Genomic DNA, 13,569 nt, shown 5'->3' on the forward strand with positions numbered 1-13,569 from the left:
CATACATCGTCTTATGACCGGCAACTCCTTCCCTGTCCAGAAAGGGTGCCCTAAAACTAACCAGAAGAAAAGGAACAAAACATGAACATCACCATGATCGGAACCGGATATGTTGGCCTTGTCACCGGGACCTGTTTTGCCGAGTTTGGCCACAATGTCACCTGCGTGGACAAGATCGATGAAAAGATCAATAGTCTCAAGGATGGCCAAATTCCGATTTACGAACCAGGTCTCGACACCCTGGTGGCGAAGAACACCGGTGAAGGGAGACTCCACTTCACCACCGATCTTGCCGAGGCCGTGCCGGAAGCCGAGGCCATCTTCATTGCCGTTGGCACCCCCTCTTCCCGTCGGGGTGACGGCTATGCCGATCTGACCTATATCTACTCGGCAGCCCGGGAACTGGCTCCCCACCTGAAGGGATACACGGTGATCGTTGACAAATCCACAGTCCCGGTGGGAACCGCCCGCCAGGTCAGCCGCATCATTCGTGAAGAAAACCCCGAGGCCTCCTTTGACGTGGCCTCCAATCCGGAATTTCTCCGGGAAGGGGCGGCGATCAACGACTTCATGCGCCCGGACCGGGTGGTTATCGGAGTAGAGAGCCGGCAGGCCGAACAGGTACTGAGGGACATTTACAAACCACTCTACATCCGGGAGACCCCCATTGTCTGTACGGACATAGAAACCGCGGAACTGACCAAATACGCGGCCAATGCCTTTCTGGCAATCAAGATCAGCTTCATTAACGAAATGGCCACGGTCTGCGAGGCGGTAGGGGCCGACGTTTCAGCCCTGGCCAAGGGCATAGGCATGGACGGACGAATCGGTAATAAATTCCTCCATCCCGGCCCTGGCTACGGCGGATCCTGCTTTCCCAAGGACACCCTGGCCCTAATGCGCATTGCTCAGGAATGCGGCGAAAGTGTACGGATCGTCGAGGCCGCGGTGGAGGTCAACTCCGCCCAGAAGGCCAGGATGGTCAAAAAGATCAGGGATATGCTCGGCGGGTCCGAGGCCGGAAAAACCCTGGCAGTCCTGGGATTGACATTCAAGCCAGAGACCGATGACATGCGCGAGGCACCGGCAGCGACCATCCTCCCGGCCCTGCTGGAAAAAGGAGCGCAGATAAAAGCCCATGACCCCAAAGGAATCGAGGAAGCCAGAAAATATCTGCCACCGGAGATCGAGTACGTGGCCAATGCCTACGAAGCCTGCGAGAACGCGGACGGAGTGGTCCTGATGACCGAGTGGAACCAGTACCGGGCCCTGGACCTGGAAAGGATACGCGGGCTGTTACGTTCACCGGTATTCATCGACCTGAGGAACGTCTACGACCCGGAACAGATGCACAGCCTGGGATTCCACTATACCGGGGTGGGAAGAAAATAAGGAAGCGCCCGCAAAACGGGGGAAAAAGACAGGGTCCCTGCGGAAAAATCAGCAGGGACCCTGGACGGAAACTTTTCTACTCCATGCTTCCAGGCGGAAGAATGAACGAAATAAAAGCAGTACGGCAGTACGGAACCTGTCCTACCGGCGACGCGATGCCCGCTTGGACGCCTTGAGTGGATTGATCCGAACCTTGACCACCTTGATCTCGGGTTTGGCGTGGGTTGCGAAATTGCAGATCCCCAGCCGCCACTTGGCTTCCGGCTTGATATAGACCCTGCAGTATTTTGTGTCGTTTTCCTCAACTACACGCTCACAACCTTCACACTTCTCGATGACCGGCTGGAACGGTCCCTCGCTATATCTTATTGCCTCACTGGCCTGCATATCGCCAACCTCCTGAAAAAATATTACCTTTTTCTTGAAACAGAAAAATTTCTTCCATACAATATCATATATTGTGGAACTTGCCCACCGGAATGAAGGAACATTCTATAAAGCTATTTCCCTCTTCTGTCAATAAAATATATCGGTTTTCGCCGGACAGAGCTCGCAGGCGGAAACTTTCTGGAGCGGTTTATGCCTGTCTACGTCTGGAAGGGAAAGAACAGTTACGGTGAAAAACGGAAAGGAGAAATCGAGGCCCCGGACGAAGCCACCGCGCTGGCCCAGCTCAAGCGGTTGCGGATCCAAAACCTCAAAATCAAGGAAAAGCAGAAGGATATCTTTGAAAACATTCCCCTGTTCCAGCCCAAGGTCACCGGTAAAGATGTGGTCATCTTCACCAGGCAGCTCTCCACCATGATCGACGCCGGCCTGCCGCTTGTCCAGTGCCTGCAGATCCTGGCCAGGCAGCAGAGCAACCCGACCTTTCGCAAGGTTCTTTCCAGTATCCAGCAGGACGTCGAGACAGGAACCACCCTGGCCGACGCCATGCGCAAACACCCCAAGGTATTTGACAACCTGTACACAAACATGATCGAAGCCGGAGAACTCGGTGGTATTCTTGATACCATCCTGTCCCGGCTGGCCTCGTTCAAGGAAAAATCCATGGCCCTGCAGAAGAAGATCAAGGGCGCCATGACCTACCCTGCCATCTGTCTTGGCATCTCCATCATTATTCTCATCGTCATCCTGGTCTTTGTAGTGCCGGTCTTTGAAAAAATGTTCCAGGACTTTGGCTCCGCTCTCCCGGCCCCGACCCAGATGGTAGTCAACCTGAGCAATTTTGCCAAAAGCAATATCCACTACCTGATCATCGGGATGATCGCTGTTTTTTTCATTGTCAAAAAAATCTATGCCACTGAAAAGGGACGACTCAAGATTGATGCCCTGGCTTTGCGCGCCCCGATTATCGGCCCACTGGTCCGTAAAACCGCGGTGGCCAAATTCACCCGAACCCTGTCCACCATGCTCCAGAGCGGCGTTCCCATCCTCGATGCCCTGCAGGTGGTAGCCAAAACCGCTGGCAACAAAGTCGTCGAACGGGCCGTGTTTCGAACCATTGATGCTATCGCCGAGGGACGACCAATTGCTGAACCACTTGAAGAAACTGGAGTTTTTCCAAATATGGTGGTACAAATGATCAATGTTGGCGAATCTGTAGGCGCCCTGGATGCCATGTTGGAAAAAATAGCTGTTTTCTACGATGAAGAAGTGGATCAGGCCGTAGAAAACCTGACAGCCATGATTGAACCGTTTATGATGGTCTTTCTTGGCGGCATGATCGGCGGCCTGGTCATAGCCATGTATCTGCCTATCTTCAAAATGGCCAGCGTGGTTGGATAACACCTGAATCGGAAACCGGAAAAATCCTTATTTTCAATTACCTGGATAACTGGTAAGTTAGTGTCTGTCCAAAGATGAGGATTTTCGTCCGATATCAGGTGGGCGAAGACTCCAAAGGAGTGTGAAAAAAATAAGCGCAGGCATATGAGTACTATTCCGAGCATTATTTTTTGAGCATGACGCAGAGATCGGCGAGCTAAGCAAGTCCGAAGTCTGCTCTTATCCGCAAGACTCCGAAAGACCATTTCTGGACAGACACCAGGTAAGACAACAACCGTATGTTAACCCTTAATTCACATCCCGGCCAGTCCGGATCAGGAGAAGAACATCATGGGCGAAATTATTGACATCCTTGCCAGAGAAATACTGGATTCCCGCGGCAACCCCACCGTTGAGGTGGAGGTTTATCTTGATACCGGCGCCACAGGCCGGGCCGCTGTGCCATCCGGCGCCTCCACCGGCAAAAGAGAGGCCCTGGAACTCAGGGACCTGCGCAAAAAACGGTATAACGGCAAAGGGGTGCGCCAGGCGGTGGAGAATGTCAACGAAATCATTGCACCCAAACTGCTTGGCTTTGAATCCTCGATGCAGATTCTCATAGATCAAACCATGATCGACCTGGACAACACAGCCAACAAGAAAAAGCTGGGTGCCAACGCGATCCTGGGAGTATCCATGGCAGTGGCAAGGGCCACGGCCATGGAGCTGGACCTGCCCCTGTACACTTACCTGGGCGGTGTCAACGCCAAGGTACTGCCGGTTCCGATGATGAATATCCTCAACGGTGGTGCCCATGCCGACAACAATGTGGATATCCAGGAATTTATGATCCTGCCGGCCGGGGCCCCCACCTTTGCCGAGGCCCTGCGCATGGGAACGGAAACCTTCCACGCCCTCAAGGCTGTCCTGAAAAAACGCGGCCTGCAAACCGCAGTGGGCGATGAAGGTGGATTTGCCCCCAACCTGCGCTCCAATGAGGAGGCCATGGAGGCCATCCTGGAAGGGATCACCCTGGCCGGATACAAACCGGGCCGGGACATTTACATCGGTATTGATGCCGCGGCCAGCGAATTCTATTCCGCCAAAGACAAAAAATACATCCTCAGTGCAGAGAAAAAACCCAGAAAGACCACCGAAGACATGATCGACTTCTACCGCTCCTGGGTCAAACAGTATCCTCTCATTTCTATCGAGGACGGGCTGGATGAAGCGGACTGGAAGGGCTGGAAGAAGCTGACCGAAGCCCTGGGGAACAGGATCCAGCTGGTGGGGGATGACATCTTCGTGACCAACACCGCCATATTGCAAAAGGGCATCCGGAAGAACATCGCCAACTCCATCCTCATAAAACTCAATCAGATCGGCTCGGTCACCGAAACCATCGATGCGGTGGAAATGGCCCACCGGGCCGGCTATACCTCGGTTATCTCCCATCGTTCCGGTGAAACCGAGGACACAACCATTGCTGATCTGGCCGTGGCGCTCAACACGGGGCAGATCAAGACCGGTGCCCCTTCGCGCACCGATCGTGTGGCAAAGTACAATCAGCTGCTGCGAATCGAGGAAGAGCTTGGCGTGGCGGCACGTTACGCCGGTACCGGCGCCTTTTCCTTCCTCGCAGACTGAGTACGGACAACGGCCACAGCGCGACTCTCTACCAGGCAAAGGACTGGACACCATCAGATAAAAGCGACATCCTGGAGGCTTAAACGATGACTCTGACCAAAGCAGATCTTGTCCAGCAGGTATATAAAAATCATCCGACCCTGACCAAGGCACAGGCCACTGCATCCGTGGAAACGTTTCTTTCCATTTCCAAAAACGCTCTGATCCAGGGTGAGGATCTTCTGCTGAGCGGATTTGGCAAGTTCAACGTCAAAGACAAAAAAGCCCGGCGCGGCAGAAATCCTCAGACCGGTGACGAGTTGACCCTGGAAGCAAGACGCGTGGTGACTTTCAAACCCTCGGGCATTCTCCGGGCCAAGATCAACAACCAGTAGAGCCTGACCGGTTCCTGAATACAGGGCGGGCACCAGTCATGGTGCCCGCTTTTGTTTTGTCGGCCCACATATCATCAAACACCCATGCAGGCTCCCCAGCCTGCGCAACGAACAATGAAAGTCTGCCCGGCCGGCAACGGTGATCAGGACACTTTCATATAAATTTCCGGTAAAAGTGAGTATCATGCCTGCCTGGTCCCAACTGCGCCCCATCACCCCGGCGACCATTGATCCCGACGACCTGCACTATAACCTCAATCCACCCGGCTTCAGAGATCCGGACAGCAACCTGTGCCGGGACATTGCCCGATTCGGCCTGCTCCATCCTCCGCTGCTGCAGGAAAAGGAAGGGGGAAGATACTGTATTGTTTCGGGACGTAAACGGATCCTGGCCCTGCAACAGACCTGGCCGGTCCCGGAGAGTCTTTACGGGTTTGTCCTCTCTCCCGCCCTGGAACCGCTGCAGATATTTGCCACCCTCCTGCGTCACTCCCTTATCGGCAGTTCGCTGTCCATGGTGGAACAGGCGATCTTCTTCCATAAACTCCTGGACCATGTAGCGCCGGAAGAGACCATCTCCCTGCTCCCGCTTCTGGGCCTTAAACCCAGACCCCATGTCCTTGATGAACTCCTCCAGTGCCTGTCCCTGGAGGAACCGATCCAGGCTGCCCTCCACAGCAACCAGATCCACCCGAAGATCGTCAGACAGCTGCTCCAGATCTCTCCGGAGGATCGGATAGCGCTGGTTTCGCTCATCACTGAGCTCAGTCTCGGAGGATCCAAGCAGCAGCGAGTTGTCACCCTGGCCGTGGACCTGGCCAGAAGAAACAATCAACCTGTTGGCGAGGTACTATCCCGCTGGCCACGGCCGGGAGAGGAGGCCAACATCCCGCAGCTGGCCTCTTCCCTGCTCGACTGGCTCCACAACCAGGCCCATCCCCGCCTGGTGGAAGCCCAGCGCGAATTCAAATCCTTCTGCAAGAAACTTGATCTGCCACCCCAGGTGGAGGTCCAGCATACATTGTCCTTTGAAGATGAAACCACCTGGCTGCGGTTCGCCTTTGCAACCAGGCAGGAGGCGGAAAACTTCTGGAAAAAGATCCGGAAAATAATGGCGGAAGACTGAGCAGAGATCAAAGGCGGACAATGCGATATTTTTCGTTTTTGTGATTACCATCCAACTCACAAAGACTGTGAAAATTCCTCTCGCTGATACTGTCGACAAAGAGTTTCTCCAGGGCAGAGCGATGATATCGCTTTTCACTCCCCGGCGACGAATTGTAAAGGTATTCAAACGGTGGTGAGCAGCCCCTGGATCAGCACATCTGCCCCGACCCTTTCCACTGTCATGTCACGCAAACGCCTTGGTTCTCCGGTGGCGGGGAAACTGTATCCCTGCAGAAGCGGGGTACCCTGATCGCCGATAAAAAAGGGGGCCGTGAAAAGATAGACCTGATCCACCAGAGAATGCCCCAGAAACGAGCCGTGGATCCGGCTCCCGCCTTCCACCAGGACCGAAGTGATATCGCTGCGCCCCAGGACCTTGAGAACCTCCTCCAGCACCAGGCGTCCCTCGTCATCAAAGGCCACCCGGTGGACAACCGCTCCTGCCTCGGCGAGGCGCTGCTCTTTGTCCACCGAAACATCGGAGCGACAGAAAATCCACGTCTGTGCCGGAGATTCGAGATTGAAAAAACGACCATCCGGGGAGAGCGACAGGTTGGAATCCAGAATCACCCGGAGAGGATCCCGCCCCCTGGCTCCCTCAAGCCGGGTCGTCAGGGAGGGATTATCTATCCGGGCGGTGGCGGCGCCGATCAGGATAGCATCAAACCGGTCGCGCAACCGATGAACAAACTGACTGGCCTCAGAGCCGGTAATTCGCCCCCCCCCGCCGGGAAGATAGCTTATCCTTCCATCCAGGCTCATAGCTGCCTTCATCACCACCCAGGGCAGGCCGGTGGTTACATGCTTGATAAAAGGATAGTTGATCTCCCGGCAGCGCTTCTCCAGAACACCTGTCGTCACCTCGAGCCCCCGGGAGGCGAGAAAAGCGGCGCCGCCACCGGCAAGACCATGGGGATCGAGCATGCCGATTACCACCCGTCGGATTCCAGCCTCGAGAATGGCCCGGCTACACGGCGGGGTACGTCCGGTATGATTACACGGCTCCAGCGTAACGTAGATGGTAGCCCCCTGGCACCGATTGCCGGCATCGGACAGGGCATGCACCTCGGCATGGGGTGTACCGGCTTTACGGTGATAACCCCGTCCGACCACTTCGCCATCGCGCACCACTACGGCCCCGACACAGGGATTGGGAGACGTTCTTCCCTGACCCCGGACCGCCTCGGCCAGCGCCATCTGCATGAAGATTTCGTCTTCCTGCATACTCACTTGTCAGCAGGTACCTCGCCGTCACCGGTGGTTCGATCGCCAAGAAAATGTTTGAGCTCTTCCATGAATTCGTTCACATCCTTGAACTGACGGTAAACCGAGGCGAAGCGAACATAAGCCACTTCGTCCAGTTCCGGCAGAGCCTCCATGACCCATTCGCCGACGGTAGTGGTAGGGATCTCCTTACCGCCCACATCCTGGAGCTTTCCTTCGATAGCATCCACGAACCGGTCGATATCCGCCATACTCACCGGTCTCTTTTCACAGGCCTTCTCCAAACCGGTAACTATCTTTCCCCTGTCCCAGGGCTCGCGGCGGCCGTCCTTTTTGACAAGCATAGGCAGCATGACCTCGATACGTTCATAGGTGGTGAAGCGCTGCTTGCAGGCGGCACAGGCCCGGCGGCGCCGGGTGATGGTCTTATCTTTGTTCAGTCGTGAATCGATAACCCGGTTATCAAGATGGCCGCAGTATGGACACTTCATGAGTATTTCACCTGAATAGTTTGCCGGTTCTGCCGCTCCCTGTCCGGGTCAGTGTATGGGACAGACTACACCTCGACCCTGTCAATCTAGGGATAGAGAGGCAGCTGATCGCAGAGTGCTCTGACCTCCTGGCGGATACGGGCCAGCTCAGCCACATCACGGGAGGTGATGACCCGGTCGATCCAGTCAGCTATCCGTACCATCTCCTTTTCCTTCAGCCCCCTGGTGGTCACGGCGGGCGTTCCGATTCGGATGCCACCGGTGACAAAACGGGACTGGGTGTCAAAGGGAATGGCATTCTTGTTGACGGTCAGCCCGGCATCCTCGAGCAGCTCCTCCGCCTCCTTGCCGGTAATATTCTTGTTCTGCAGATCCACCAGCATGAGATGGTTGTCTGTGCCGCCGGAAACGATGCGGAACCCATGTTCCTTCAGCCGGCCGGCCAGAACCCTGGCATTGACCACCACCTGCTGCTGGTATTCCCTGAAGGACTGATGTTTGGCCTCCTTGAATGCCACGGCCTTGGCAGCGATCACATGAACCAGAGGACCGCCCTGGATACCCGGGAAGATCTTGCTGTCTAGGCTCTTGGCATATTTCTCCCGCGCCAGGATGAGACCGCCGCGCGGACCGCGAAGGGTCTTGTGAGTGGTGGAGGTGACAAAATCGGCAAAGGGAACCGGTGAAGGGTGGACCCCGGCAGCAACCAGGCCGGCGATATGCGCCATATCCACCATGAAAAGGGCGCCGATCTGATCGGCGATCCGCCGGAAGCCCTCGAAATCGATCACCCTGGGGTAGGCCGACGCTCCGGCAACGATCATCCTGGGCCTGTTTTCAAAGGCGATCCTCTCCACCTCTTCCATGTTGATGGTCTCGGTTTCGCGATCCACCCCGTAGGAGATGAAGTTGAACAGCTGGCCGGAAAAACTGACCGAAGCCCCGTGGGTAAGGTGACCGCCATGGGCCAGATCCATACCCAGGACCTTGTCACCGGGTTTCAGTGTGGCAAAATAGACCGCCATGTTGGCCTGGCTGCCGGAATGGGGCTGGACATTGGCGTATTCCGCGTCAAAGATTTCCTTTGCCCGGCGCACAGCGATGGATTCCACCTCGTCGGCATAATCGCAGCCTCCATAGTACCGCCGATTGGGATAGCCCTCGGCGTACTTGTTGGTAAAAATCGACCCCTGGGCCTCAAGCACGGCCTGGGAAACAATATTTTCCGAGGCAATCAGTTCCAGCTGATTGGTCTGGCGTTCCAGCTCATACTGGATAAATCGGTATACATCAGGATCAACGTGTTCCAGATCTGCCATGATATCTTTCCTTATCCTGCTTGGACGAAACTGGTCTGCATCTCTGTTGCCAGTCCGTGTGTCCCCCTTAAGATCGATCCCTGCTTTCCTGAGATTCGGATCGAACCTCTGTTCCATTAAAACAAAAACCGGCAGTCGAATCTCCTGGGCTGCCGGTTACACATTCACAGTCGCATCTTTGGCCGCGGTGTCACGAAAACATCTCCAACCGCCGCTGGTGCCGTCCGCCGGCAAATTCGGTCTGGACCCATGTGGTTACGACCTCAAGGGCTATCTCTACCCCCAGTACCCTTCCACCCAGACAGAGGACATTGGCGTTGTTATGTTCCCGGCTCATCCTGGCTGTATAGGACTCGTGACAGAGCGCGGCTCGGATATCACGGTGCCTGTTAGCAGCAATAGACATACCGATACCGGTACCGCAGATCAGGATGCCGCGTTCACATTCGCCACTGCGTACCGCGGCGCAAACAGCGTCGGCAAATTCCGGATAGTCCACCGATTCCCTGGAATAGCAGCCCAGGTCCACCACTTCCTGACCGAGCTTTTCCAGCTGATCGATGACGAGCTGTTTGAAATCAAAGCCGCCGTGGTCACTGCCGATCGCTATTTTCACTGTTTCCTCTCCTCTCAACCATCAAAGCGTTTCATGACAATGACAGCGTTGGTACCGCCGAAACCAAAAGAATTAGACAGAGCGGCACGGATCTTGATTTCTCTGGCTGAGCCGGGAACATAATCGAGATCACAGGCCGGATCGGGATGTTCAAGATTGGCCGTGGGCGGCACCAGACCGTGGGCGACGGACAGAGCTGTGAAGACAGACTCAATGCCACCGGCGCCACCGAGCATGTGCCCGGTCATGGACTTAGTGGAACTGATGGCCAGCTTCCAGGCATGATCGCCAAAGACGGTCTTGATGGCAGCGGTCTCACACCGGTCATTGAGCGGTGTGGAAGTACCGTGCGCATTGATGTAGTCCACATCCTCGGGATTGAGCCCGGCATCCCGCAGGGCCATGGCCATGCACCTTGCAGCTCCTTCGCCATCTTCCGGAGGAGCGGCGATGTGGTAGGCATCGCTGGTCAGTCCGTACCCGGCCATTTCGGCGTAGATGGTCGCGCCCCGCGCCCGGGCATGCTCCAGCTCCTCAAGGACAAGCATTCCTGAACCCTCGGCAATAATAAAACCGTCCCGATCGCGATCAAAAGGACGGGACGCGTACTCCGGGTCGTCGTTACGGGTAGACAGGGCCTTCATGGAAGAAAAACCTCCCACAGCGAGCGGACAGATAACCGATTCGGCCCCGCCGGTAATGGCCATGTCACAGTCCCCATAGGCGATATGCCTGAAGGCCTCGCCCACTGCATGGGTTCCGGCGGCGCAGGCGGTTGAAAGGGCCATGTTGGGCCCCTTGGCGCCAAATCGCATGGATATGTGACCAGACGGCATATTGGGAATCACCCTGGGAATGAAAAACGGTGTTATCCGGCGCGGACCGCGTTTAAGATAGACACTGTGATACTGCTCGATGGTGGGCAGTCCCCCCATGCCACAGCCGGTTATAACCCCGAAACGCTCGGCCTCGTTTTCCTTCACGGACAGACCGGCGTCCTCCATCGCCATGTCGGCGGCAGCCACGGCATACTGGACAAACAGATCCAGATTCTTGACCTGTTTCTTTTCAAACCACAGTTCCGGGGTAAAATCCCTGACCTCGGCGGCAATCTGCGAAGCCTGGTCCGAGGCATCGAAACGAGTGATAGGTCCCACTCCGCTCCGGCCTTCGAGAAGCCCCTGCCATGTTCTGTCCGTACCGGTACCAAGTGGGGTAACCAGTCCCACTCCGGTGACAACAACCCGTCTTTTCACCTTATACGTCCCGCGTCCTACTTCAGTTTATTGACATAATCGATGGCATCCTGAACCGTGGCGATCTTTTCCGCCTCTTCATCGGGAATTTCCACGTCGAATTCTTCTTCCATGGCCATGATAAGCTCAACCAGATCCAGAGAGTCGGCTCCAAGGTCATCGACAAAGGAGGCCCCTGGTACGACCTTATCCCGGTCTACACTGAGCTGCTCAACGATGATATCGATCATTTTGTCTTCAACTGCCATTGCTTTTTCTCCTGAAATATTTTTTAGATGATATGTTCAAGTATCCGGGGTCGATGGCACCGACGCCCGGCACCCTGGCTACAGCATGAGCCCTGCTCACAGGACCCATGAATCAATTTCCCATGTACATCCCACCGTTGACGTGCAGCGTCTGACCAGTCATGTAGGAGGCGTCATCCCCGGCCAGGAAGGCAACAGCCGCCGCCACATCTTCAGGCGTACCCAGAGTTCCCAGGGGAATCTGGGCCTTGATGGCCTGCTGGACATCCTCGCCAAGACCACTGGTCATGTCGGTGACAATATAGCCTGGCGCCACGCAGTTGACCGTAACATTACGGGGAGCCAGCTCCCGGGCCATGGATTTTGTCAGACCGACGAGCCCGGCTTTGGCCGAGGCATAGTTGACCTGGCCGGCATTGCCCAGAAAACCGATAACCGACGAGATATTGATGATCCGGCCCCAGCGATTCTTCATCATTGCCCGCATCGCTGCCTTGGAACAGAGAAAGGCGCCCTTGAGGTTTGTGTCCAGAACCTTGTCCCAGTCATCTTCCTTCATTCTGGCCATGAGCCCATCCCGGGTGATGCCGGCATTATTGACCAGAATTTCCACTACCCCGTGTTCTGTCCCGATCTGCTTGAAGCTTTCCTGAACTGCGCCGGCATCAGCAACGTCGAACCGGCAGAGAAATCCACTGCCGCCAAGCTCCCTGATGGCGGCCAGCGTCTCTTCCGCGGCGTCCAGGTTACCGACGTAATTGATACCGACCACAACGCCCATGGCGGCAAGCCGCTGGCAGACCGCCCGGCCGATACCACGGCTGCCGCCGGTTACCAGTGCTGTTTTACCCTGAATCGTCACTGTCCTTTTGTCTCCCTGAGTTTTTCAGTCAGCAGCGGGACGATCTCGAAAAGATCTCCCACCAGACCGTAGGTGGCGAAATCGAAAATCGGCGCCTTCTCGTCCCGGTTTATGGCCACGATAATATCGGCGGACTGCATGCCGACAGCATGCTGGACGGCACCGGAAATACCACAGGCAATATAGAGTTTCGGACACACTGTCTTGCCGGTCTGGCCAACCTGATGTGGATAGCTTATCCAGCCGGCATCCACTGCTGCCCGCGAGGCAGCCACTGCGCCACCAAGCTCCTCGGCAAGTTTCTCTATCAGCTCAAAACCTTTTTCATTCTCCAGCCCGCGACCGCCGGCCACCAGGACTTCAAATTCCTGAATATTGACATTTTCTCCTTCCTCCCGGACACTCTCCAGGACCTCGATCCGGGACTGCAGCAACTCCTCATCCACCTCAACATCCACCACTTCTCCGACCCTGGCTGGATCCACCGGAGCCGGTGCCATGACCTTGGGCCGGACCGTGGCCATCTGCGGCCTTGAATGGGGACATTCAATGGTGGCCATGATATTGCCGCCAAAGGCAGGCCGTGTCTGAAGGAGCATACCATCTTCCTCGCGAATGGCCAACTGGGTACAGTCTGCGGTCAACCCGGCACCAAGAGCCGTGGCCACTTGAGGTATAACAGAACGGCCGATGGCCGTGGCCCCGGCAAGAACCACTTCCGGCTTACGGGTCCGGATCAGGTCTTCGAGGACGCGACCATACACATCTTCACGATAGTCGGCCAGAGCCGGATGGTCCACCACATAGACGGTATCCGCCCCGGCAGCGATCAGCTGATTTGCATACTCACGCACCTGGTCACCGAAAAGAACCGCGCTCAGGGCCACCCCACGCTGATCAGCAAGCTGCCGACCGATGCCCAGCAGCTCATAGGCCACCGGTGCGATCTGTCCGTGCCTATACTCGGCAAAGACGCAGATCCCCGACCACTGAGCCAGATCCGTGTCTCCCTTTCGGGCACCGCCCTCGATATGCAGGGCCTCCACCTCGCAGTTGTCGACGCAACTGCCGCAAAGGGTACAGGTATCACCCACCACCGCGATGGAATCTTTCACAGTTATGGCGCCAAAGGCGCAGGTCTCTTCACAAACCCCGCACCCTATACATTTTTCCGTATCTACAATCAGCATAACAGGTAATCAGAAA

At 56.0% G+C, this 13,569-nt stretch carries 14 protein-coding genes; 5 read left to right on the forward strand and 9 right to left on the reverse strand.

What is annotated here, in order from left to right:
• Positions 1-81: 81 nt before the first annotated feature.
• The gene (locus ACXJJY_RS11610) at positions 82-1,392 is read left to right on the forward strand and encodes a UDP-glucose dehydrogenase family protein (protein ID WP_456387944.1); all 1,311 of its coding nucleotides are present in this window, start codon (positions 82-84) and stop codon (positions 1,390-1,392) included.
• A gap of 141 nt (positions 1,393-1,533) precedes the next feature.
• Here the strand turns inward: ACXJJY_RS11610 and ACXJJY_RS11615 are convergent, their stop codons facing one another.
• Positions 1,534-1,779, reverse strand: coding sequence for a PxxKW family cysteine-rich protein (locus ACXJJY_RS11615; protein ID WP_456387946.1), 246 nt, complete (start codon positions 1,777-1,779; stop codon positions 1,534-1,536).
• Positions 1,780-1,971: 192 nt separating this feature from the next.
• Between ACXJJY_RS11615 and ACXJJY_RS11620 the strand changes: the two genes are divergently transcribed.
• From ACXJJY_RS11620 to ACXJJY_RS11635, 4 genes are all read left to right on the forward strand, one after another.
• Positions 1,972-3,180 (forward strand): type II secretion system F family protein, encoded by a 1,209-nt coding sequence (locus ACXJJY_RS11620; RefSeq protein WP_456387948.1) that lies wholly within the window; start codon positions 1,972-1,974, stop codon positions 3,178-3,180.
• 330 nt (positions 3,181-3,510) lie between these two features.
• On the forward strand, positions 3,511-4,806 hold the full coding sequence (gene eno / locus ACXJJY_RS11625) for a phosphopyruvate hydratase (protein ID WP_456387950.1): 1,296 nt from the start codon (positions 3,511-3,513) through the stop codon (positions 4,804-4,806).
• Positions 4,807-4,892: 86 nt separating this feature from the next.
• The gene (locus tag ACXJJY_RS11630; RefSeq protein WP_456387952.1) at positions 4,893-5,180 is read left to right on the forward strand and encodes an integration host factor subunit alpha; all 288 of its coding nucleotides are present in this window, start codon (positions 4,893-4,895) and stop codon (positions 5,178-5,180) included.
• A 184-nt stretch (positions 5,181-5,364) separates the two neighbouring features.
• Entirely contained in the window at positions 5,365-6,306 is a 942-nt protein-coding gene (locus ACXJJY_RS11635; protein ID WP_456387954.1) for a hypothetical protein, read from the forward strand.
• A 164-nt stretch (positions 6,307-6,470) separates the two neighbouring features.
• On the opposite strand, the gene ribD is transcribed toward ACXJJY_RS11635, so the two are convergent.
• The 8 genes from ribD to ACXJJY_RS11675 all read right to left on the reverse strand — a co-directional run bounded on the left by ribD (position 6,471) and on the right by ACXJJY_RS11675 (position 13,553).
• On the reverse strand, positions 6,471-7,571 hold the full coding sequence (ribD, locus tag ACXJJY_RS11640) for a bifunctional diaminohydroxyphosphoribosylaminopyrimidine deaminase/5-amino-6-(5-phosphoribosylamino)uracil reductase RibD (protein ID WP_456387956.1): 1,101 nt from the start codon (positions 7,569-7,571) through the stop codon (positions 6,471-6,473).
• A gap of 2 nt (positions 7,572-7,573) precedes the next feature.
• Positions 7,574-8,062: a transcriptional regulator NrdR gene (nrdR, locus tag ACXJJY_RS11645; protein ID WP_456387958.1), complete on the reverse strand. Its 489-nt coding sequence runs from the start codon at positions 8,060-8,062 to the stop codon at positions 7,574-7,576.
• Between the two features lie 86 nt (positions 8,063-8,148).
• Complete coding sequence (glyA, locus tag ACXJJY_RS11650) at positions 8,149-9,381, reverse strand: serine hydroxymethyltransferase (protein ID WP_456387960.1); 1,233 nt, start codon at positions 9,379-9,381, stop codon at positions 8,149-8,151.
• A 190-nt stretch (positions 9,382-9,571) separates the two neighbouring features.
• Positions 9,572-9,997 carry a ribose 5-phosphate isomerase B gene (gene rpiB / locus ACXJJY_RS11655; protein WP_456387962.1) on the reverse strand — a complete coding sequence of 142 codons (426 nt, stop codon included), beginning with the start codon at positions 9,995-9,997 and terminating at the stop codon, positions 9,572-9,574.
• 14 nt (positions 9,998-10,011) lie between these two features.
• Entirely contained in the window at positions 10,012-11,253 is a 1,242-nt protein-coding gene (gene fabF, locus ACXJJY_RS11660) for a beta-ketoacyl-ACP synthase II (protein ID WP_456387964.1), read from the reverse strand.
• Between the two features lie 17 nt (positions 11,254-11,270).
• A complete protein-coding gene (gene acpP, locus ACXJJY_RS11665; RefSeq protein WP_267928554.1) occupies positions 11,271-11,501 on the reverse strand; it encodes an acyl carrier protein in 231 nt (76 codons plus the stop codon).
• A 112-nt stretch (positions 11,502-11,613) separates the two neighbouring features.
• Entirely contained in the window at positions 11,614-12,363 is a 750-nt protein-coding gene (fabG, locus tag ACXJJY_RS11670; protein ID WP_456387966.1) for a 3-oxoacyl-ACP reductase FabG, read from the reverse strand.
• Positions 12,360-13,553 carry an FAD-binding protein gene (locus ACXJJY_RS11675; RefSeq protein WP_456387968.1) on the reverse strand — a complete coding sequence of 398 codons (1,194 nt, stop codon included), beginning with the start codon at positions 13,551-13,553 and terminating at the stop codon, positions 12,360-12,362. The genes fabG and ACXJJY_RS11675 overlap by 4 nt, the downstream gene beginning before the upstream one ends.
• Positions 13,554-13,569 lie beyond the last annotated feature (16 nt).

The organism is Desulfolithobacter sp. (genome assembly GCF_054025815.1).